Below are 20,523 nucleotides of genomic sequence, written 5' to 3'. Positions count from 1 at the left end.
AAATGGTAGCGCCCTTTTTTCCGTTTGATATCCCGCCAGCCCAGCTCAGTTGGTGGATTGCAGACCTTCAGGACGACCCACCACGATGAAATGCAGCTGATCCGGCAGCAGGATCTCCGCTGCCACCTTGTTGATCTCGTCCAATGTCACTGCATTCACCTTGTCATTGCGGGTGGCGACGTAATCAATGGGCAGGTCATCCATCTGCATCCCCGCCAGAATGGACGCGATCCGGCTATTGCCATCAAAGCGCAGTGGGTAGGCCCCGGTCAGATAGGTCTTTGCATCCGCCAGTTCCTTCTCCGTTACACCCTCGGCTGCCAGCTTCGCCCATTCGGTCTGGATCACCTCAACCGTCTCGGCGATCTTGCCATTGGCCGAGGCGACGGAGCCCATGTAGACAGCACCAAGATCACGCGGAACCAGGTAGCTGTAGACACCGTAGGTGAGGCCGCGTTTCTCGCGCACCTCCGACATCAGGCGGCTGTCAAAAGATCCCCCACCGAGGATCTGGTTCAGCAGATAGGCCGCAAAATACCGCGAGTCGTCGCGTTTGATGCCGATATGACCGAACAGCGCCACCGATTGTGGCGTGTCGTAGTCAACAACGGTCACGCCCCCTTCGATGGTGACATCTGCCGGTCCTGGAATTGGCGCGCCTTCCGCTGGCAGATCCGCCAGCAAAGTATCGAGAAGCGCTCCCAATTCCGCCTCGGTGATATCCCCCACCGCCCCGACGTAGAGCCGGTCGCGGGCAAAGACCGCTTCATGCGCATCAAACATGTCCTGTCGGGTGAGGGCGGTCACGCTCTCGATGGTCCCGTTTCCTTCGGTGCCGTAGGGATGATCGCCAAAAGCCATCTGCGAGAACACCCGCCCGGCAATGTCATTGGGATCTTTCGCATCGGAACGCAGTCCGGCGAGGACCTGCGCACGCACCCGGTCCAGTGCATCCTGATCAAAGCGCGGCTCGTGGATGGTCTGACGCAGCAGATCAATCGCCTGATTGCGGTTCTCGCTCAGGAATTGCGCCGAAATGGACACGGTATCCTTGTCTGCATCATAGGAGAACCCCGCCGCCAGGCTTTCCAGCGCGCGGGCGTAGTCCTGGGCAGGCAAGGGTCCGGCGCCCTCTTCCAACAGGCCGGCCATCAGATAGGTCGCGCCACGCTTCCCCGGTTTGTCGAGCGATGTGCCACCGCGAAACCGCAGTTCCAGCGCGGTAAAGGGGATGCTGTGATCCTCGACCAGCCAGGCGGTGATGCCACCGGGAGAGGTGACCTCCTTGATTTTCACCTCTGCCCAGACAGGCAGGGCGAGGAAACAGACGGCCATTGCCGCCGTGATGAGCTTTATCGCCTTCATTGGCTTACCTCTTCATCTCGCATCATCCAGCCGGTCACCGAGACCTCCGGTCGCAGCACTTCGCGGGCAACTGCGATGATTTCATCCGCCGTGATGGATTGCAGGATGCGGGGCCAGGCCTGCACATCCTCAACCGTTAGTCCCGAGGCCAGCGCCCGACCATAGCGATTTGCGATCCCGTCGACATTGTCGCGGGCATAAACTTCGGCGGCACGCAGTTGCAGTTTGATCCGCTCCAGCTGTGCCTCATCGACGCCCTCTTCGAGGAACCGGGCAAAGGTCGCATCAAGCGCGGCCTCGGCATCCTCAAGGCTGATGTCCGCGCCCGGCACGATCAGAAAGTCGAAGGTGGTGTCGTCCAGCGAGACATCGGAATAGAAAACCCCGGTATAGACTGCCACCTGCTGGTCGAACTGTAGCGCATTGGTCAGATACGACGTGCTGCCGCCGCCCAATAGTTCGGCCAGAAGATATAGCGCCGCTGCGCGTTCCTGCGCACCACTGTCACGTTCAGGCGCCAGATAGGAGCGCTGGACAAAGGGCTGCGCCACGCGCGGATCTTTGAATATAATGCGGCGGGCAGCGGTCTGCGGAGGCTCCTTGCTGCGGAGCCGTTCGGGCAGCTCCGGGTTGGCCGGGATCTTGCCATAGCTCTCCTCGGCAAGGCGACGCACCTCTGCGGGATCGACATCACCGGAGACCACCAGAATCGCATTATTGGGGGCGTAGTATGTCCCGTAAAAGGACAGCGCATCTGCCATGTCCAGCTCTTCCATCTCATGGCGCCAGCCAATGATCGGCTGCCCGTAGCGATGGTTGAGATACTGCGCCGCATTCAACTGCTCACGAAACAACGCACGCGGCTCGCTGTCGGTGCGCTGATTGCGTTCCTCCAGAATGACTTCGCGTTCGGTTTCGATATCCTGTTCGGTCAGGCGGATATTGACCATGCGGTCGCTTTCCATCTGCATCATCAGCCCCAGGCGATCCGCTGCGACACGCTGGAAATAGGCGGTATAGTCATAGCTGGTGAAAGCATTGTCCCGCCCGCCATTGGCCGCAACCGTGGCTGACAGCTCTCCGGCCTCCATCGTATCGGTGGCCTTGAACAGCAGGTGTTCGAGGAAATGCGCCACGCCGGATTGGCCCACAGGTTCGTCGGCGGAACCGGCGCGGTACCAGACCATATGCTGAACAACGGGCGCGCGATGATCTTCGATCACGACCACCTGCATGCCATTGTCCAGCACAAAGCTTGTGACCATGTCGCTTGCATCGTTCGGCGCATCGGCGCCCTGTGCCTGCGCCGTCTGAACAAAGTTTCCGGATCTCAGAGTCGCCAAATCCATGGCCACGAGGGCTGCAACAAGCGCGCTGGCCCTGATGATCCGGCGGATCACGGGTTTCATAGGGGGGATCATTGGTGATCTCCTTTTTTGCGGTACGCCAGCGGCAATGGGTAGACCGGTAGCGTCAAAATAGACAAATGCAGCCGGTCAGACAGGGCCACCTGCCCGCGATGGGCAATGCTATACGCCACCCTGTCCGTGTGGGGGCGTGCAAAGCAGCAGGTCCGATCCGACGACATATCATTGGCATTGATCCATAAAACGGACCAACATCGCTGGCATCAAACTACGCTCTAGGGGGGCATGTGCAAGGGAAATGGCGTTTTTGTGATCGCCACATAACCCCGAAAACTGCCGACTCGGCGTTACTCTGCCGGCGGGGCCGACGGGGTCTCGAATCCGGCACGGCGGAATCGTTCGCTGACCACATCCGGCGCAATCGCCTCGCGTTTATAGGCGTCCTGGTAGCGGTCAACAGGGAACAGCTTGAACCGTGCCGTGCGGTTTTCACGCTTGCGCTTCTTTGCATCGCGCGCGGCGAGATCCGCACGGACGTCGGGATCGACGCCATAGCGGCTGGCGGCAGTGACCAAGGCGCCATCGCTGGCGGGGACACCATCACTGGGAACCAGCGCTGCGGCATTTCCGCCGAGCACGGCGACGGCTTCGCCCTTGGGGTTGCGGTCGGTAAGGTTGGCCGCGCCCGGCGTCGGCTGCGGCAGCGTCTTGTAGCTGGTCGGTTCTTCCAGCGGTTTGGCAGGCAGGACCATAAATTCATCCGGGCCGGTTCCGGAGGGGCGCAGATCACGCAGCCCTTTTTGCCCGCAGGCAGATACGGCCAGCGCGCCCATCAGAACAATCACACCAAAAGGGATCCGCATGACCCGTTACTCCTGCCTGTTTGAGCCGCTTTTATCGTATTTACCCAGCGAGGTCACGCAGGGTTTTTCTGCCGCCCGTCAAATAGGATCAAGCCGGCCGCTCCCGCAAAGATAAAGATGTCCGCCACATTGAAGACAAAGGGATTGTCGATGCCGCAGCAGGACATATTGAGGAAATCGAGCACATAGCCATAGAGCAGCCGGTCGACGACATTGCCCAGCGCGCCGCCGATGACCAGCCCGGCGGACAGTTGCATGACGCGGGCATTGGCAGGCAGGCGCGAGATCCAGATCACTAGCACCAGGCAGATCACCAGAGACAGCCCGATCAGGATCCAGCGTGTGGTGTCAGTGCCACCGCCGAACAGGCCGAAGTTGATGCCCGTATTTTCACCATAGCGGAACCGCAGCAGCGGCGGCAGCACGTCAATGCCGCCGCGATTGGCGACATCCATGACCCGAACCACCAGATATTTACTGATCTGATCCGCAAGCAACGCCAATACCGCTGCCCAGATCATCACTTTGGCTCGCATAGCGCGGCTCCTCTTGACGGGGTTTCGGATGGCCGACCGGACCAAACTGGTCCGATCGGCGTCAACCGTGTCTAGTGGCGGAAATGGCGCATGCCGGTGAAGACCATCGCCAGACCGGCGTCATTGGCGGCCTTGATCACCTCGTCATCTCGCATGGAACCACCGGGCTGGATAACGCAGGTCGCGCCATTCGCTGCCGCTTCCAGCAGGCCGTCGGCAAAGGGGAAGAACGCATCAGACGCCACCGCTGATCCTTTGGCGAGGCTTTCGGGCAATTCCAGCGCGTCAGCCATGCGCTGCGCCTTGACGCCTGCGATGGTGGCACTGTCCAGACGGCTCATCTGACCTGCACCAACACCAACAGTCTGGCCAGATTTGACATAGACGATGGCGTTGGATTTCACATGTTTCGCTACCTTCCAGGCAAAGAGCAGATCCTGCATCTGTTCTTCAGTCGGGGCCTTTTCAGTGACCACCTTCAGGTCGTCCATGGCGCGGTGGCCGACGTCCTTGTCCTGCACCAGCATACCGCCGGAGACCTGACGGGTGGTCAGACCTGTATCCTGCGGGTTGGGCAGACCATCGGTCAGCAGCAGACGCAGGTTTTTCTTGGCGGCGAAAATCGCCTTTGCCTCTTCCGAGGCACCGGGGGCGATGACGACTTCGGTGAAGATCTGGACGATCTCTAGAGCGGTTTCGCCGTCCAGCGGCTGGTTCAGCGCGACAATACCGCCAAAGGCCGAGGTCCGGTCACAGTCGAAGGCTTTCTGATAGGCCTCTTTCAGTGTTGCGCCACGGGCCACTCCACAGGGGTTGGCGTGTTTGATGATAGCCACGGCGGGGCCATCAGCGGGGGCAAACTCGCTGACCAGCTCAAAGGCGGCATCGGTGTCATTGATGTTGTTGTAGGACAGTTCCTTGCCCTGCACCTGCTGTGCGGTGGCGACACCTGCGCGGGCGGAGCCATCCAGGTAAAACGCCGCCTGCTGATGAGGGTTCTCACCATAGCGCAGGGTCTGGGCCAATTGCCCTGCAACGGCGCGGCGGCGGGGTGCCTCAAGCTTCAGCGCGCCTGCCATCCAGTTCGACACCGCCGCATCATATGCGGCTGTGCGAGCATAGGCGTTCTGTGCAAGCCACTGACGGAAGCCATAGGAGGTCTTGCCGTCGTTTTTGTCCAGCTCTGCCAGCAGTGGCTCGTAATCTTCGACATCCACCACAACATTCACGAACAGGTGGTTCTTGGAGGCGGCGCGGATCATTGCCGGACCGCCGATGTCGATGTTCTCGATGCAGCTGTCGTAGTCGCCGCCCTTGGCCACGGTTTCCTCAAATGGATAGAGGTTCACCACCAGAAGGTCGATGGCACCGATGCCATGTTCCTCCATCGCAGCCACATGCGTGTCGTTGTCCCGCAGCGCCAGCAGACCGCCATGCACCATCGGGTGCAGCGTCTTCACCCGACCATCCATCATCTCAGGAAAACCGGTGATCTCGGACACGTCTTTCACGGTCAGGCCTGCCTCGCGCAGCGCCTTGGCCGTCCCGCCGGTTGAGAGCAGCTCAACGCCACGTGCCGCCAGGGCCTTACCCAGGTCGATCAACCCGGTCTTGTCGGATACGGAAAGCAGCGCACGGCGTACGGGGTGAAGGTCGGTCATGGCAGGGCGGTCCTTTTCAGGCTCAGTCGGTTAACGCGGGGTCGTCCCGGTTCAGGTCTCGCACGGCAACGGCAGTCTCCTGCGCCTTACTGAGCGTCCACCGGATGCGCGTGGCATAATTCATTGCCCGCCCGGAGAGAACGATCTGTTTTGCCGCACGCGGCTTCAAGCGGGTCTTTTCCAGGTACACGCTGGGCTCCAGCTTCAATTCGCAGGTCCCATCATGACGGAACACCCAGATCTCCCCGCTCTTGAGCGCCATGGATACTGCTGCGCCCCCCAAGTCAAGGGCTGCGTCCACGTCGGGGTGCAGATGCAGGCGGATCTCAAAGCCGATGCCGCTCAGGGAATGGGCATCCATCGCCTTGTCAAAGCGTCGTTTGTTCGTCGTGTCCAGCGCCAGCAACATGTCCTCGCCCGCAAGGCCACGGCCATCCATGGCGAGCTCCAATGTGCGCGCGTGGGTCAGGCCGAAATGACGCTCATATCCGTTGTGCCCACCCTGGAATCGATAGCCATCTTCCAGATCCGATACATCGAGCGGCACGTTATCCGGGACTTCTGTCATCAGCTCATGTCCACTCCCCCGTTCCGGAGCGGAGAGACGGGCGCTTGAGTGGCCCTCGATGCACAGCGTCGAATGCGACGGCGTGGCGCGCCCGGCACGGCGCCATTCTACGCCAAAGGTTTCGCCAGAGCCGCAGTTCACGATCAGCGGGCGGCGGCCTGAGGTCAGTTCGAATGCCAGCGTGGAGGCATGACCGTTCCATGAGGCGCGCCCCTTGGGCGGCACAGAGGCGTCAATGATGACAGAGGTGCGCCGCCCGGAGAGCCGGGCATAGCCCATTGCAAGCCCGTCGGCATGGCGCTTGGTGACATGGCTCGCTGCCAGCGCATGATCGAGCCGTCCCTCAAGCCCGCGCCCGCCGCCGTGAAAGCGCGCCAGTCCGCCATCGGCGTGGCGCAAAGTACGCAGGGTCGGTGCAATCCGTTCAATTGCTGCGACCTGTGCTGGTGGAACCCCGCGTCCGACATCCTGCAGCGCCGCGGCAGCCCAGGTGAGCAGGGTGAAGACTTCCAGCAGTTCCTCCGGGTTACGGGTCGGCAGCCCGCCCTGATCGTCGATCTGGCTGGCGCATTCCTCGGCGAGGGCTTTCAGGGCCGGATCGACCTGATCTTCGTGCCCCTTGAGTGCCAGACCGGCATAGATCAGCCCGGTCAACGCTTCAAAACGTGGCAATCCGGGTGAGGCCCCCTGCCAGCGCCGCGACAGGAACCACGTCTGGCGGGACAGAGCGCCAAAGAATGCCTCGGATTGTTTTGCATCACGCGCAGCTAGCAGAAACAGTGCATGATTGATCCAGCGGATCACGCGGCGGCCGGTCAGATCCGGCGACCAGCCCGGTCCGGTGCCATTGCCGTGAGCCTCGATCCAGCCCCAGACCCAGAGCTGCGCTTTTTCGCGGGCGCGAAAATCACCGACAGCGGCCAGATCATCCAGCCAGGCAAACCCGTGGCGTTCCGCATCAAAGGCGAGGTCAGGTGCCACAACATCCCAAAGACCGGTCGTGGGCGATTCGACGAGATAGCCTGCAAACAGAAGATTGCCCGCCACCAGCTGACGCCCACGGGCAAAACTGCCAATGGTGCGCGGCTCAGGCTGCGACACAAAGGCCGTGGCACCGGGCTGCCGACGGGCGCGCCTTGCATAATAGCGGTTCAAAAGGCGGGTGCCGCGCCGCGCCATTCTATCGTATCGGGACATGCTCTCTTGCCTCACGCCAGAGAAATTTTCCGGGGCGTTTTGCGCCGAGCATAGCGGCGGTTACCGGGCAAGTCACCGATAATGCGGCAGATACCTCAGGGCAGTATCGGCAAGGGGTTGCCGGTCTCAGTCGGCCTTGCGCAGCTCCGCCATGTAAAACCCATCCATGCCGCCCAACTCGGGCCAGTAATCCGGGCGCAGGCGCAAGCCGCCTTCTTCGGTGATCCAGTCAGCGGCGATCCCGTCCAGCTGTTGCAGTCGAGTGCCAACCGACATGTCGGGAAACATTTCCAAGGCATCCTCTACCTGGCATTCGCCCTCATCCGGCAGGAGCGAACAGGTGCAATAGATCAACCGTCCACCGGGTTTCACGAGGCTCCAGGCATGGGCAAGCATCTGTGCCTGCAACTCAATCAGCGCACCAAAGCTGCTGCCGTCCTTGGCATGGGGCAGATCTGGATGGCGGCGGATCGTACCGGTGGCCGAACAAGGTGCATCCAGCAGTACCGCATCATATGCACCGGTCTGCTCCAAGGCATCGCCGACAACCACCGTAGCGGTCAGCCCGGTCCGGGCGAGATTTTCCGAAAGCCGTGCCATGCGGCCTGCGGATTGGTCGACGGCGGTCACCGTGGCGCCAGCCGCGGCTATCTGCATGGTCTTGCCACCCGGCGCCGCGCAGAGATCAAGCACCGATTCGCCGGGCTGGGCGGCCAGCAGCTGCACCGGCAACGCTGCGGCGGCATCCTGAACCCACCAGTCGCCTGCCTCGAACCCTGGCAGACCAGAAACCTGCACGGACCCGTGGATGCGATAGGATCCTGTCGGCAGCCTCGTGGCGTCCAGCGCAGACAGGTCGGCGCCCGGTTTGGCGGTCAGATCCAGCGGCGCGCCCGCCAGATGCGCAGCCTCGATCGCAAGCATCGCGGGAGCACCCCAGGCCTGCGACAGCGGGCTGCGCAGCCATTTCGGCAGGCGTGGCACCCGCAGCTTGGCCCATTCAGCCGACCCCTGCTCTGCCACCTTGCGCAAGACCGCGTTGACCAGCCCCTTCAGTTTTCCGTGGCGACGATGGCCAGAAATGATCCCCACCATATCATTCACCACCCCATGCGCCGCGCCGCCCTGGCATAACTCAACCGTGCCGATGCGCAGCGCGTTGTGCACGGTGAGTGGTGTCGATTTTTTCAAGTGTTTCTGCAGGATGCGGTCGGCACGCTCGAGATTGCGCAACGTATCTGTTGCCAGGCGCTGGCTGCGCGCGCGTTCCTCTGCCGGCAGTTTATCCAGCGCACCCGCTGCGTAGCATTCCGACAACAGCCTGCCCTCTCCCAGCACCTGATCCAGCAGGTGAATGGCACGGCGGCGGGCTTGGCTTGCATTGGACATGCGGGTCTCCTGACAATAGGGGCAGCGGCGCGATGGGTTGTCGACGCCGGACGCGGGCGTATATCATAGAACGACAACAAGGGAAGCCGGCATGAGTGACGCTAATAAATCCAAGACCCAAGTAGCAGCCCAGCCGCTGCCCCCCGCCGCGCAGCGCGCGCTGGCAGAGGCTGCGGAGCGGCGCAAAGCTGCTGAGGCCGAAGCCGCCAAGCGCCCGGTTGAACTTGGCGGTCGGGACGGCCCCGATCCCGCGCGCTACGGCGACTGGGAAAAGAAGGGCATCGCCATCGATTTCTGACGCCTGACAGACCGAGGCCAGGCCTGTTTCTAGGGTTATCCGCCCTGACGGCGCTGAAGCTCAGAGACCCAGAACGTCGAGCATGTCATATTGGCCCGGCTGCTTGTCCTGCCCCCAAAGCGCAGCTTTGATGGCGCCGCGGGCGAAGATCGCGCGATCGGTTGCCAGATGGCGCAGAACAATGCGCTCTCCCTGACCGGCAAACAGCACGTCGTGTTCGCCAACGATATCGCCGCCCCGAATGGCGCTGAAGCCGATGTCACCGCGCTTGCGCGCGCCGGTGATGCCGTCGCGCCCGCTGTCGGTCACATCCGCCAGCGTCACACCGCGCCCCTCGGCGGCGGCCTCCCCCAGCATAAGGGCCGTACCCGATGGCGCGTCGACCTTATGGTGATGGTGGGCTTCGATCACTTCGATATCGAAATCCTCGTCGAGCGCGGCTGCGACTTTCTTGGTGAGCTGTACCAGCAGGTTTACACCGAGGCTCATATTGCCGGCGCGCATCTGCACCGAGTGACGCGAGGCCGGTTCCAGCTGCGCAATCTGCGCATCGCTCATACCGGTGGTGCCAATGACATGGACCGCTCGGGCCTGCGCCGCCAGTTCGGCAAAGGCAATCGTCGCCTCGGGGCTGGTGAAATCAATCACCGCCTGCGCCCTGGCAAAAGCTGCGAGCGCATCATCCGTCACCGTGACGCCGATCTCGGCCCCGCCCATGGCAAGGCCCACGTCCTGGCCGATCCAGTCATGCCCCTCACGCTCAACCGCGCCAACGAGACGCGCGCCGGGGTGCTCCATGATGGTGCGGATCAGCATCTGGCCCATCCGACCAGAGGCACCGGTGATCACGATGCCGGGTGTATCCGTGCTGCTATCTGCCATGTCAGGGGTCCTCGTCTGTGCGCTGGATCGCGGATGATCTGTTTCGTGCAGGTTTTGTCCTAACCGCTTGTGCTGCGCTTGGCAAAGCCCTGCTTTCGGCATAAATCGGATATATGGCTAAGAACAAACTCCACGAGGGCACCGGGCCCTCACAACGTCAGCTACGCGTCGGCGAATTGATTCGCCGCGCCCTGTCCGAGATTTTTGCGCGCGGCGACCTGCATGATCCCGAACTGAACCGGCTGTCGATCACCGTCGGCGAGGTCCGCACCTCACCCGATCTTCGTATTGCGACCGCCTATGTGCTGCCACTGGGCGGCAAGGGGCAGGAGGAAACGCTCAAGCTAATGGCCCGCAACAAGGGTGAACTGCGCCGGATCATCGGCAAGAAGCTGGCGCTGAAGTTCACGCCGGAACTGCGGTTTCAGCTGGACGACACCTTTGACCGGATGGATGACACCCGCAGGATGCTGTCGCAGGACGCGGTGCGCCGCGACACGGGCGAGTGATTCGCTGGGCGATGGGTGTGGCGCTGGCCTTTTTGGCAGCGCCTGCTGCGGCAGTGGACTGCCGCGACATCGCCTATGAGGGCAACCGCTACACGATCTGCGACGTCGATGTGACGAAAGACGAACTACGCCTGTTTCTGAAGAATGATGCAGGCGAGATCTACGGGCATTTCTCTACAATCGAAAGCGAGCTGGAGGCCAAGGGGCAGACGCTGCCCTTTGCCACCAATGCAGGCATGTACCACCGCGATCGCTCGCCGGTTGGATTGTATCAGGACGGCGATGCCGAAGAGATGCGGCTGGTCACCACGCCCGGCCCCGGAAATTTTGGTCTGCTGCCAAATGGCGTGCTGTGCATCGGCGAAACCCGCACGGATGTGATCGAAACGCTGACCTTTGCCAAAACCGGCCCGCAATGCCGCTATGCCACGCAATCGGGCCCGATGCTGGTGATTGAAGGTGCGCTGCATCCGCGGTTTCTACCGGACTCGACCTCATATTTCATTCGCAATGGGGTCGGGACCAGTGCCGACGGGCAGCGGGTGGTTTTTGCGATTTCGCGTAACGCTGTCACCTTTCACCAGTTCGGCAGCCTGTTCCGAGACCACCTGGGCCTGCCGAGCGCGCTGTATTTCGACGGCAATATTTCACGGCTGCACGCGCCCCAGATCAACCGGAGTGATGCCGGCTTCATGATGGGGCCGGTGGTTGGCGTCGTGGCCGACAGGACGCAGCCGGACGCGACCACGAACTGAGACCGTACAGGGCGCCGACGCAAACCGGGCCCCACGCGGGTGGATTTCGGAGCTGCGCGCGATTGACAGGCCCTGACAGCTGGGCTACCCCGCGCGCCTCTCTCACCGACGATGACATTGGGGTATGACATGGGACGCAAACGCAAAGGGCGCGATATTTCCGGCTGGCTGGTGGTCGACAAGCCTGCGGGGCTGACGTCCACTGCGGTTGTGAACAAGGTCCGCTGGGCCTTTGACGCCAAGAAGGCGGGCCATGCCGGCACGCTCGATCCCGAGGCGACCGGCGTCCTGGCGGTGGCCCTAGGTGAAGCGACCAAGACCGTGCCCTATATCACCGACGCACTGAAGGCATATACCTTTACCGTGCGGCTTGGTCAGGCGACCAATACCGATGATGCCGAAGGTGAGGTAATCGTCAGCAGCGACACCCGCCCGAGCGACGAAGATATCATTGCGGCCCTGCCGCAATTCCTAGGTGATATCATGCAGGTGCCGCCGAAGTTCTCAGCCGTGAAGGTGGACGGCCAGCGCGCCTACAAACTCGCCCGCGACGGCGAGGATATCGAGCTCGCAGCTCGCCCGCTCTGGGTGGAGGAGCTGATCCTGGTGGACCGGCCGGATGCGGACCATGTCGTGCTTGAGATGACCTGTGGCAAGGGCGGCTATGTCCGGTCGATCGCGCGGGATCTGGGCGCGGCACTTGGATGCCATGGCCATGTGAAATGTCTGCGCCGTATCTGGTCCGGGCCGTTTGATGCCGAGGATGGCATCAGCCTGGAAACTCTGGATGAGATGGCCAAATCCCCGGATCTGGATGGGTTTCTGCGCCCGCTGGAGGAAGGTCTCGCGGATCTGCCGCAGCTGACCTGTACTCCCGAAGGCGCGGCGAAACTGCGCAATGGCAATCCCGGAATGGTGCTTGCCTCTGATGTGGAATACGGGGAAGAGGCTTGGGCCTCGCTGGATGGGCTTGCGGTCGCAGTTGGTCATTACAAATCCGGCGAGCTACACCCCAGCCGTGTGTTCGTACGCTGAACCACGGTTGACACAGGCCCGGGCGCCCGCCACCACAGGAAAGCATGATCCACCGCAGCCATACCAAGGGCGATGCCCCCTCCAGCGCGGTCTATTCCGACTGTGAGCACTACCGCTATAGTCTCAGCCGTGTCTGGGACCCGGCGGGACCGCGTGTGATGTTTGTCATGCTCAACCCGTCAACCGCGACCGAAGTGCAGAATGACCCCACTATCGAACGCTGCGAGCGGCGCGCGCGAGCCCTTGGGTTTGGCGGGTTCCGCGCAACCAATATCTTTGCCATTCGGGCCACCGATCCGCGTGACATGAAACGGGCGGCGGACCCGGTCGGTCCTGACAATCTGGCGATGATCCTGGACGGCGCAGGCTGGGCGGATCAGGTTATCTGCGCCTGGGGCACCCATGGCGCGTTTCGCCAGCAAGGGGTCAGGGTTGCTGGTGCTCTCGCCGAAACCGGTAAACCGCTGTTTCACCTGGGATTGAGCAAGGCCGGCCACCCAAAGCACCCGCTTTACATCCGCTATACCCAGCAGCCGGAACGCTGGCTGCCCTTGACCGGGTAAGGCCTCGCTAACCATCGCTTCTGAATTGCTTTGATGTTCAACCAATACGTGTGCGACTTTGATAATGCGGGTGTTCCGCGTGTTGTCATGAGGGGTCGCCGGAATGTTGATGCTGGCTGCAATTTTGGGAGTCGCCGCCGTCGGTGGTATCTTGTTGATTGACGAGGGCGGCGATGATCCAGACGCCTCTGAGACAGGGTCTGCAGACAATGACGGGGTGACCGATGACACAGCAACCGATATGGTTTCACTTGATGATTTCGTGAAGGCCGGCACAGAGGACAGCGACCAGCTCGGCGGCAGCGATCAGGATGACGACCTGCAGGGGCTGGGCGGCAACGATCAGCTGAACGGCCGCGATGGAGATGACACCGTCCAGGGCGGTGAGGGCGACGACAGCCTTTACGGTGGTGAGGGTGACGACACGCTTGAGGCGCATCACGGTGACGATCTGTTGCACGGAGAGGGCGGGGACGACAGTCTGAGCGGAGACAGCGGCAACGACACGCTGTTTGGCCATTTCGGTCATGACCAGCTCGATGGTGGTGATGGCGATGACGTGGCCCATGGCGGCCAGGGCAATGACACGCTGACCGGGGCGGACGGGCGAGACGCGCTACATGGCAACGATGGCGACGATCACCTGACTGGTGGCCTGGGCAAGGATACGCTGTTTGGTGGCACCGGCAATGATCGCCTGATCGGCAGCGACGATGGCATGACCACGGATTATCTCAACGGTGGCGACGGGGATGACACGATTTTGGCGGGCGCCGGTGATATCGTTTCGACGGGGGATGGGGCCGACCACCTCATTTTTGCAGCAGGTGAGTTCCACGCGAGCGCAGTCGGCGACGGTAACGAGGCTGATCCCACTGCCGCCATCGACATGTCGGATTTCAACGTCGATGAGGATCAACTGGTTGTGATCTGGGATCAATTCGGCCCGGAGGCGCCCACCGTGGAAGTCACCAGCAACCCGGATGCACCGGGTGAGCATATCGTGACCATTGACGGGATCGAGGCGCTGCGCGTCACCGGGCCAGAACAATTGTCGGCATCGGACATTCTGGTCGTCGATCAGGATGCCGCGCTCCGGTTTGGCGTATTGGCCACCAACAGCGCCAGCAGCGGGCTGACACTCGGCTGATCAGGTGCCATTCATTTAGCCCCGACGCCCATCCCCGGCCCACACCCGACCGAAACCTTTTGCTATTTCCCGAGAATCTGCGTATAGGCGCGACCTGTTCAATGGTTATGCCGCTTTCTGCGGAAGGCGGCCGAGCCTGAGACGCCTCCATGGGCCTGTGCTGGACGACATCCCGGCCTGCGCCATTCACACAAACCTTCAAAGGAGACCCCGATGTCGATCACTGCTGAAGAAAAAGCCCGCCTGATGAAAGAATTCGCAACCAAAGAAGGCGATACCGGTTCCCCGGAAGTCCAGGTTGCAATCCTGACCTCGCGCATCAACACCCTGACCGAGCACTTCAAAACCCACAAGAAGGACAACCACGGTCGTCGTGGCCTTCTGAAGATGGTTGCTCAGCGCCGTAAGCTGCTGGACTACACCAAAGGCAAAGACGTGGCCCGCTATCAGGACCTCATCAAACGCCTGGGCATCCGTCGCTAATAGCGACGACCAGACGGTTGAAATTCAACGCCCGCTCCTATCGGAAGCGGGCGTTTTTCGTGTTTGAGACACAGGCCGATTATGCAATTGCCCGGTCACTAGGCCGCCGTGCTGCGTCCTGATAGCGCAGCCTTTGGCGCAACGGCGTCAGACAGTAACGGATCGGCGGCAATCAAGCTCACGCCAAGCCCGGTAAGAATGCCCAGTCGGCGCGCGGCAAAGGCATGAGCCCGGGCGCGCAAGACCGCCAGGTTTTCCTCAGGCTGGGTCAGAACGCGCCCGTCCTGCTCCAACCGCTGCCCCTGCGGCCCAAGGATCTGCCACGCAAATTCGGCCCAGTCATTGGGCGCCGTTTGCCCTTCGCTTTGGCCCAGGAGGAACAGCTGTTCCATGCGATCCACCGCGACCCCCCCACCGGTGACAGGAGAGGCCAGGAAGCCCAGTCTTTCGCTGTCTTCAGCATTTTTGCACACTGCAAGGTTAAATGCTTGGCACTGCGCCGCGCGATCCGCATAGCCTTCTGAAGGCAGACAGGGAACGATATGACCCGCCCCCGTCAGGATCGTCAGCAGCCGCGTGATCTCGCCCCAGGTCATATCGGCAAACACGCCCTGCTCCAGCAGGACCCGAACTGTTTTATGCCCCTCGGCCAAAGCTCTCAGGACAGGTTCATACTGACCGGCCTCAAGCGCAACATCCCCATTGCGCCAGCTGATCTTCAACGGGCCGGATCCATAGTGACGTGCAAGGGCAAAGCCAGTCTGAAACCATGCGCCAACGCTGCCGCGTTCCGTATGCGGCACATGCCCACGCGAAAAGATATCGGCCCGGAACTGTTCATTCAGCAGAACATCACGCAGCCCCTCGCGCCTGTTTGCATTGCTTTCCTCCGCCAGCAGCGCAAGTTGCGGACTGCTCAAGCAGATGTCATCGACATGATCCAACGGGTTCGCAGCACCGAGAAACTCAAGTTTGGCCTGCGCCAGATCCTCCGCCACATCGGCAAAGTGGAATGGCGTCCAGTCCTTGTTGAAAAACTCATGCGCCAGATAGTTTCGCGACATGGTTTTCATTTCACTCAGCCGTCTCAACTGGCCGGGGTTTGAGACAAAAAATTCGGCTCCGACCTGTTTCAACCGCTCGGCAAAATTCAATGCGTCTTCTATACGTTGCTCCAACGGACCGCTGCCCTGCGCGGCGCGATCGGTCAGAATCCTGCGCAGCGGCATAGATGGCGCCCAGCCCGGCTGCGTGTTGTAACTGATATAGACCAACCCACCGGGTTTCAGACGACGGGAGATGAATCCGGTGATCCGTTGTTGGTTCTCTTGCGAAATCCAGCTGTAGACACCGTGAAGCGCAATGACGTCAAAGGTATTTGGCAGCTCCGCCTCTTCTTCAAAATCCTCAAAGGATCTTTCGTAGAAGTGGACGTTTGCCAGTCCTGCTTCTGCGGCCAGGCGATTGGCACCGGCGATATGGGCCGGATTGAAGTCCATCGCGTGGACATCGACATGCGGATTGGCTGCGGCCAGAAGATTGGCTGTGAAGCCCTGACCACAGCCCAGCTCACAATAGGTCAGTTCATCGCTGTCCAGCCCATGCCGATGTCCCCGAGACACGGCGCTGAAGGCAAGGCGGGAGGGCGTCATCTCGTGAAAAAAGTCGTGCGTATAGTCGAGTTCGGCGACATAGCCGGAAGTCCAATCGTTCATTCAGCACCTGTTCTAAGTGTTGGGGTCGACGTCGTCTTACCCTTCTGGATTGCGCAAATTTTCCATAAAAACGCTGAGGATCCGGTTAACGCAGGCCGCAATTCACCAACCACGCCCAGATAGCGGAGGATCGACACGAACGATGCCGACAAACGGGGCACAGGCTGCGACGGCTCCTGGCGCTTGCTCTTTCAATCTGTGGAAAAATCCTGTAAGGGCGGCCTATCTGAGACGTGCTGCCAAGACCCCGGCAGTCGAAAGAAAGATAGAGAGGGGTCGGCGGCAATGGGGCCGCCACATCAAACGGGAGACCCGGGATACGCCCGGGAGTGCTCCCAGCTAGGATAAGCTGAATGTTTAACGTTACAAAGAAATCAATGCAGTGGGGCGAAGAGACGCTCACACTGGAGACCGGCAAGGTTGCCCGTCAGGCCGATGGCACAGTGATTGCCACCCTGGGCGAAACCTCGGTCATGGCAAACGTCACTTTTGCCCGCCAGCAGAAGCCGGGTCAGGACTTCTTCCCCCTGACGGTTCACTATCAGGAAAAATACTACGCTGCGGGCAAGGTCCCCGGCGGATTTTTCAAGCGTGAAGCACGCCCGACCGAAAAAGAAACCCTGACCGCGCGTCTGATCGACCGTCCGATCCGCCCGCTGTTCGTCCCCGGCTTCAAAAATGAAGTCCTGGTGATGTGCACCGTGCTGAGCCACGATCTGGTCAACGATCCCGACATGGTTGCGATGATCGCGGCCTCCGCAGCGCTGACCCTGTCCGGCGCACCCTTCATGGGTCCGATTGCGGCTGCGCGCGTTGGCTTTGAGGGCGGCGAGTACGTCCTGAACCCGACCGTTGACGACATGCAGGATCTGCGCCTGAACCCTGATCAGCGTCTGGATCTGGTTGTCGCCGGCACCAAAGACGCCGTGATGATGGTTGAATCCGAAGCCTACGAACTGACCGAAGCAGAGATGCTGGGTGCGGTGAAATTCGCTCACGAGCAGATCCAGCCGGTGATCGACCTGATCATCTCCTTGGCGGAAGACGCGGCCAAAGAGCCGTTCGATTTCCAGCCTGCTGACTATTCGGAGCTGTTCGCCGCAGTGAAAGCCGCAGGCGAAGAGCAGATGCGCGCTGCATTTGCAATCACCGACAAGCAGGAGCGCACCGCCGCTGTTGCCGCCGCGCGTGAGGCGATCAAGGCATCGCTGAACGAAGAACAGCTGGAAGACGCCAACCTCGGCTCCGCGATGAAGAAGCTGGAAGCAGCCATTCTGCGCGGCGACGTCGTAAAAACCGGCAAGCGGATCGACGGTCGCTCGACCACCGATGTGCGCGCGATCGAATCGGAAACCGGCCTGCTGCCGCGGACCCATGGTTCGGCCCTGTTCACCCGTGGTGAAACCCAGGCCCTGGCCGTGACCACCCTCGGCACCGGCGACGATGAGCAGTTCATCGACGCGCTGCACGGCAACTTCAAATCCAACTTCCTGCTGCACTATAACTTCCCTCCCTATTCGGTGGGTGAAGTTGGTCGTGTCGGCTCGCCCGGTCGCCGCGAAATCGGCCACGGCAAACTGGCATGGCGCGCGCTGCAGGCTGTTCTGCCTGCTCCGACCGATTTCCCATACACCATCCGCGTGGTGTCCGAGATCACCGAATCGAACGGCTCCTCCTCGATGGCGTCGGTCTGTGGTGGTTCGCTGTCCATGATGGACGCCGGCGTGCCGCTGAAGGCACCGGTTGCCGGTGTCGCGATGGGTCTGATCCTGGAAGACGACGGCTCCTACGCGATCCTGTCGGACATTCTGGGCGACGAAGACCACCTGGGCGACATGGATTTCAAGGTGGCCGGTACTGCGAACGGTATCACCTCGCTGCAGATGGACATCAAGGTTGCAGGCATCACGCCTGAGATCATGGAAAAAGCGCTGGATCAGGCCAAAGACGGCCGTCTGCACATCCTCGGCGAAATGGCCAAGGCACTGTCGGAAACCAACGCGTTCTCCGTCCATGCGCCCCGCATTGAGACCATGCAGATCCCGACCGACAAGATCCGTGAAGTGATCGGCTCCGGCGGTAAGGTCATCCGCGAAATCGTGGAAACCTCCGGCGCGAAAGTCGACATCAACGACGACGGCGTGATCAAGATCGCATCGGCCGACGGCACCGCGATCCAGAAGGCCTACGACATGATCCACTCGATCGTGGCAGAGCCGGAAGAAGGCGCCATCTACACCGGTAAGGTTGTGAAGATCGTCGACTTCGGCGCCTTCGTGAACTTCTTCGGCAAGCGTGACGGCCTGGTGCATGTGTCCCAGATCGAAAACCGCCGCCTGAACCACCCTTCGGACGTTCTGAAGGAAGGCCAGGAAGTGAAAGTAAAGCTGCTGGGCTTTGATGATCGCGGCAAGGTCCGCCTGTCCATGAAAATCGTGGATCAGGAAACCGGCGAAGAAATCAAAGCCGAGAAGAAAGAAGACGCAGAGTAATCTGCCTTCCCTTTCCAAGCACCCGGAACCCTGCCAGAAATGGCGGGGTTTCTTTGTTTCAGTGGCAGCTGGTTCCTGCTCGCCTCTTTTCACCACCGGTCAAGATCGCTACCTCTGGGACCATGAGATCCTACATCATTCATATGGCCGACGATCAGAAACGCGCGCCCAATGTGGCGCGTCTGATGGCGCAGCTGCCGCAGCCGGAAGTGGTCGAGGCGGTCAACGGCCGGGCGGCGCTTCAGGCGGGGCTTGTGCCTCTCTGCGATGGGGATCTGCACCGGCCACATTACCCCTTCGCGCTCCGGGCAGGCGAAGTCGGATGTTTTCTATCCCATCGCAAGTGCTGGCAGAAAATCGCGGAAGGCATGGATGATTTCGGACTGATCGTTGAGGACGATCTAGCGTTTGAGCCCAACCTCTGGCGCGACGCGATGGCGCTTGTCGGCAACCATGCCGACAAGGATCACTTCATCCGCCTGCCTGCCAAACAGCGCGAGTCAGCGCGGCAGGTCGTTGCGCAAACAGGCGCGGCGCGCATGTTTCTGCCAAGACGCATCGGACTGCAAACCGTGGCACAGGTGGTGGGCAAGACCGCCGCCGCCCGATTGCTGGAAGCAAGCGAGACGCTGGACCGGCCGGTTGACACCTTCCTTCAGATGCACTGGGTTCACCGCCAGCCAGTACATACCATATGGCCAAACGGCGCATCTGAGCTGACCGAGGCCCTGGGCGGATCAACCATCCAATCCCGTCCAGCAGGTGGCAAGCTTGCGCGGGAGCTGAAACGCGCGCTCTACCGGACACAGGTCGCCTTGCGATCGCAAAAGCCCGGTTAGACCCGCAATAGAAAAGGGGCCAGACGGCCCCTGTTCATGACGACATGTCAGCAGGGCCGCTTACGTGCCCCGCTACGCCTTCCTACAGATCACTCTGGCGCTTTGGTCTTGCGCAGATAGGGGAAGATCGTTTCGAACTCGCCAAATTTAGCCTTCGCATCCTCGTTCGAGACGCTGGGGGGGATGATGACATCTTCGCCCGGAACCCAGTTTGCCGGAGTTGCTACACCTTTGCCGGACATCTGAAGGCCATCCAGCGCGCGCAGAATCTCCGCAAAATTGCGCCCGACGGTCATCGGGTAGGTCATCGACAGCTTCAGTTGCTTGTCAGGTCCGATGATGAAGACCGATCGCACCGTGGCGCTATCTGCGGGTGTGCGGCCATCAGGCAGATAGGCCTCTGCCGGCAGCATATCGAAGGCCTTGGAGACAGCCAGACCTTCATCCGCGATGATCGGAAAGCCTGCCGCAGCTTTGCCATAGCTTTCGATGTCGCCTTTCCATTTCTTGTGGTCTTCAACACCATCTACGGACACACCGATCACCTTCGTGTTGCGTGCAGCCCATTCATCAGCCAACTGCGCCACGGCAGAAAACTCTGTGGTGCAAACCGGTGTAAAATCCTTGGGGTGGGAAAACAGGATCGCCCAGCTGTCGCCGATCCAGTCATGAAACGAGACGGTGCCCTGATCGGTTTCTGCGGTGAAATCCGGAACCACATCATTGATACGCAAACCCATGGGTCTCTCCTCTGCTGTCAAATGAATGCTATCTGGTGAGTAACCTAACCACTCGGCGCGCAGGTTAAACCCTTGATGGGCGACAGGCAGACGAAAAGATCGCCCCACGCGTCAAT

At 61.0% G+C, this 20,523-nt stretch carries 19 protein-coding genes; 9 read left to right on the top strand and 10 right to left on the bottom strand.

The window, feature by feature from the left end; genetic code table 11:
- Positions 1-45: 45 nt before the first annotated feature.
- From VWZ87_RS14930 to VWZ87_RS14900, 7 genes are all read right to left on the bottom strand, one after another.
- Positions 46-1,365: a M16 family metallopeptidase gene (locus tag VWZ87_RS14930; RefSeq protein ID WP_416534493.1), complete on the bottom strand. Its 1,320-nt coding sequence runs from the start codon at positions 1,363-1,365 to the stop codon at positions 46-48.
- The gene (locus VWZ87_RS14925; protein WP_416534492.1) at positions 1,362-2,786 is read right to left on the bottom strand and encodes a M16 family metallopeptidase; all 1,425 of its coding nucleotides are present in this window, start codon (positions 2,784-2,786) and stop codon (positions 1,362-1,364) included. The genes VWZ87_RS14930 and VWZ87_RS14925 overlap by 4 nt, the downstream gene beginning before the upstream one ends.
- A gap of 293 nt (positions 2,787-3,079) precedes the next feature.
- Positions 3,080-3,595, bottom strand: a complete 516-nt coding sequence (locus VWZ87_RS14920; protein ID WP_340546888.1) for a DUF3035 domain-containing protein — start codon at positions 3,593-3,595, stop codon at positions 3,080-3,082.
- Positions 3,596-3,648: 53 nt separating this feature from the next.
- On the bottom strand, positions 3,649-4,131 hold the full coding sequence (gene lspA, locus VWZ87_RS14915; protein ID WP_340546889.1) for a signal peptidase II: 483 nt from the start codon (positions 4,129-4,131) through the stop codon (positions 3,649-3,651).
- Between the two features lie 71 nt (positions 4,132-4,202).
- Positions 4,203-5,792, bottom strand: coding sequence for a bifunctional phosphoribosylaminoimidazolecarboxamide formyltransferase/IMP cyclohydrolase (gene purH, locus VWZ87_RS14910; protein ID WP_340546890.1), 1,590 nt, complete (start codon positions 5,790-5,792; stop codon positions 4,203-4,205).
- A gap of 22 nt (positions 5,793-5,814) precedes the next feature.
- Positions 5,815-7,557 (bottom strand): heparinase II/III family protein, encoded by a 1,743-nt coding sequence (locus tag VWZ87_RS14905; protein ID WP_340546891.1) that lies wholly within the window; start codon positions 7,555-7,557, stop codon positions 5,815-5,817.
- Between the two features lie 126 nt (positions 7,558-7,683).
- A complete protein-coding gene (locus VWZ87_RS14900) occupies positions 7,684-8,946 on the bottom strand; it encodes an RsmB/NOP family class I SAM-dependent RNA methyltransferase (protein ID WP_340546892.1) in 1,263 nt (420 codons plus the stop codon).
- Between the two features lie 91 nt (positions 8,947-9,037).
- Between VWZ87_RS14900 and VWZ87_RS14895 the strand changes: the two genes are divergently transcribed.
- Positions 9,038-9,244: a DUF1674 domain-containing protein gene (locus tag VWZ87_RS14895; protein ID WP_340546893.1), complete on the top strand. Its 207-nt coding sequence runs from the start codon at positions 9,038-9,040 to the stop codon at positions 9,242-9,244.
- A 60-nt stretch (positions 9,245-9,304) separates the two neighbouring features.
- Here VWZ87_RS14895 and dapB read toward each other — a convergent pair whose 3' ends face one another.
- Complete coding sequence (gene dapB, locus VWZ87_RS14890; RefSeq protein ID WP_340546894.1) at positions 9,305-10,126, bottom strand: 4-hydroxy-tetrahydrodipicolinate reductase; 822 nt, start codon at positions 10,124-10,126, stop codon at positions 9,305-9,307.
- A gap of 113 nt (positions 10,127-10,239) precedes the next feature.
- On the opposite strand from dapB, the gene rbfA reads away from it, so the two are divergent.
- The 6 genes from rbfA (at position 10,240) to rpsO (ending at position 14,621) form a co-directional block, all read left to right on the top strand.
- Entirely contained in the window at positions 10,240-10,635 is a 396-nt protein-coding gene (gene rbfA, locus VWZ87_RS14885) for a 30S ribosome-binding factor RbfA (protein ID WP_340546895.1), read from the top strand.
- Positions 10,636-10,646: 11 nt separating this feature from the next.
- Positions 10,647-11,390 carry a phosphodiester glycosidase family protein gene (locus VWZ87_RS14880; RefSeq protein WP_416534507.1) on the top strand — a complete coding sequence of 248 codons (744 nt, stop codon included), beginning with the start codon at positions 10,647-10,649 and terminating at the stop codon, positions 11,388-11,390.
- Positions 11,391-11,519: 129 nt separating this feature from the next.
- Positions 11,520-12,425: a tRNA pseudouridine(55) synthase TruB gene (truB, locus tag VWZ87_RS14875; protein ID WP_416534491.1), complete on the top strand. Its 906-nt coding sequence runs from the start codon at positions 11,520-11,522 to the stop codon at positions 12,423-12,425.
- Positions 12,426-12,469: 44 nt separating this feature from the next.
- Positions 12,470-12,988 carry a DUF1643 domain-containing protein gene (locus VWZ87_RS14870; protein WP_416534490.1) on the top strand — a complete coding sequence of 173 codons (519 nt, stop codon included), beginning with the start codon at positions 12,470-12,472 and terminating at the stop codon, positions 12,986-12,988.
- A 109-nt stretch (positions 12,989-13,097) separates the two neighbouring features.
- Complete coding sequence (locus VWZ87_RS14865; RefSeq protein WP_416534489.1) at positions 13,098-14,138, top strand: calcium-binding protein; 1,041 nt, start codon at positions 13,098-13,100, stop codon at positions 14,136-14,138.
- Positions 14,139-14,351: 213 nt separating this feature from the next.
- A complete protein-coding gene (gene rpsO, locus VWZ87_RS14860; protein ID WP_340546899.1) occupies positions 14,352-14,621 on the top strand; it encodes a 30S ribosomal protein S15 in 270 nt (89 codons plus the stop codon).
- 98 nt (positions 14,622-14,719) lie between these two features.
- On the opposite strand, the gene VWZ87_RS14855 is transcribed toward rpsO, so the two are convergent.
- Positions 14,720-16,336: a class I SAM-dependent methyltransferase gene (locus VWZ87_RS14855; protein ID WP_416534488.1), complete on the bottom strand. Its 1,617-nt coding sequence runs from the start codon at positions 16,334-16,336 to the stop codon at positions 14,720-14,722.
- A gap of 353 nt (positions 16,337-16,689) precedes the next feature.
- Here VWZ87_RS14855 and pnp point away from each other — a divergent pair, with 353 nt between their 5' ends.
- Together pnp and VWZ87_RS14845 are read left to right on the top strand one after the other, a co-directional pair.
- Positions 16,690-18,828: a polyribonucleotide nucleotidyltransferase gene (pnp, locus tag VWZ87_RS14850; protein WP_416534487.1), complete on the top strand. Its 2,139-nt coding sequence runs from the start codon at positions 16,690-16,692 to the stop codon at positions 18,826-18,828.
- Positions 18,829-18,950: 122 nt separating this feature from the next.
- Positions 18,951-19,667: a glycosyltransferase family 25 protein gene (locus VWZ87_RS14845; RefSeq protein ID WP_340546902.1), complete on the top strand. Its 717-nt coding sequence runs from the start codon at positions 18,951-18,953 to the stop codon at positions 19,665-19,667.
- 89 nt (positions 19,668-19,756) lie between these two features.
- Here the strand turns inward: VWZ87_RS14845 and VWZ87_RS14840 are convergent, their stop codons facing one another.
- The gene (locus VWZ87_RS14840; protein ID WP_340546903.1) at positions 19,757-20,407 is read right to left on the bottom strand and encodes a peroxiredoxin; all 651 of its coding nucleotides are present in this window, start codon (positions 20,405-20,407) and stop codon (positions 19,757-19,759) included.
- Between the last annotated feature and the right edge of the window lie 116 nt (positions 20,408-20,523).

This window comes from Phaeobacter sp. JH20_37 (genome assembly GCF_048056015.1).
Classification (GTDB): Bacteria; Pseudomonadota; Alphaproteobacteria; order Rhodobacterales; family Rhodobacteraceae; genus Phaeobacter; species Phaeobacter bryozoorum.
This window is presented reverse-complemented; position numbering and strand designations above follow the sequence as displayed.

Excerpts from the sequence above, each read along its gene's own strand:
- VWZ87_RS14930 (WP_416534493.1), bottom strand. The coding sequence starts at position 1,365 with ATGAAGGCGATAAAGCTCATCACGGCGGCAATGGCCGTCTGTTTCCTC.
- VWZ87_RS14925 (WP_416534492.1), bottom strand. The coding sequence starts at position 2,786 with ATGATCCCCCCTATGAAACCCGTGATCCGCCGGATCATCAGGGCCAGC.
- VWZ87_RS14920 (WP_340546888.1), bottom strand. The coding sequence starts at position 3,595 with ATGCGGATCCCTTTTGGTGTGATTGTTCTGATGGGCGCGCTGGCCGTA.
- lspA (WP_340546889.1), bottom strand. The coding sequence starts at position 4,131 with ATGCGAGCCAAAGTGATGATCTGGGCAGCGGTATTGGCGTTGCTTGCG.
- purH (WP_340546890.1), bottom strand. The coding sequence starts at position 5,792 with ATGACCGACCTTCACCCCGTACGCCGTGCGCTGCTTTCCGTATCCGAC.
- VWZ87_RS14905 (WP_340546891.1), bottom strand. The coding sequence starts at position 7,557 with ATGTCCCGATACGATAGAATGGCGCGGCGCGGCACCCGCCTTTTGAAC.
- VWZ87_RS14900 (WP_340546892.1), bottom strand. The coding sequence starts at position 8,946 with ATGTCCAATGCAAGCCAAGCCCGCCGCCGTGCCATTCACCTGCTGGAT.
- VWZ87_RS14895 (WP_340546893.1), top strand. The coding sequence starts at position 9,038 with ATGAGTGACGCTAATAAATCCAAGACCCAAGTAGCAGCCCAGCCGCTG.
- dapB (WP_340546894.1), bottom strand. The coding sequence starts at position 10,126 with ATGGCAGATAGCAGCACGGATACACCCGGCATCGTGATCACCGGTGCC.
- rbfA (WP_340546895.1), top strand. The coding sequence starts at position 10,240 with ATGGCTAAGAACAAACTCCACGAGGGCACCGGGCCCTCACAACGTCAG.
- VWZ87_RS14880 (WP_416534507.1), top strand. The coding sequence starts at position 10,647 with ATGGGTGTGGCGCTGGCCTTTTTGGCAGCGCCTGCTGCGGCAGTGGAC.
- truB (WP_416534491.1), top strand. The coding sequence starts at position 11,520 with ATGGGACGCAAACGCAAAGGGCGCGATATTTCCGGCTGGCTGGTGGTC.
- VWZ87_RS14870 (WP_416534490.1), top strand. The coding sequence starts at position 12,470 with ATGATCCACCGCAGCCATACCAAGGGCGATGCCCCCTCCAGCGCGGTC.
- VWZ87_RS14865 (WP_416534489.1), top strand. The coding sequence starts at position 13,098 with ATGCTGGCTGCAATTTTGGGAGTCGCCGCCGTCGGTGGTATCTTGTTG.
- rpsO (WP_340546899.1), top strand. The coding sequence starts at position 14,352 with ATGTCGATCACTGCTGAAGAAAAAGCCCGCCTGATGAAAGAATTCGCA.
- VWZ87_RS14855 (WP_416534488.1), bottom strand. The coding sequence starts at position 16,336 with ATGAACGATTGGACTTCCGGCTATGTCGCCGAACTCGACTATACGCAC.
- pnp (WP_416534487.1), top strand. The coding sequence starts at position 16,690 with ATGTTTAACGTTACAAAGAAATCAATGCAGTGGGGCGAAGAGACGCTC.
- VWZ87_RS14845 (WP_340546902.1), top strand. The coding sequence starts at position 18,951 with ATGAGATCCTACATCATTCATATGGCCGACGATCAGAAACGCGCGCCC.
- VWZ87_RS14840 (WP_340546903.1), bottom strand. The coding sequence starts at position 20,407 with ATGGGTTTGCGTATCAATGATGTGGTTCCGGATTTCACCGCAGAAACC.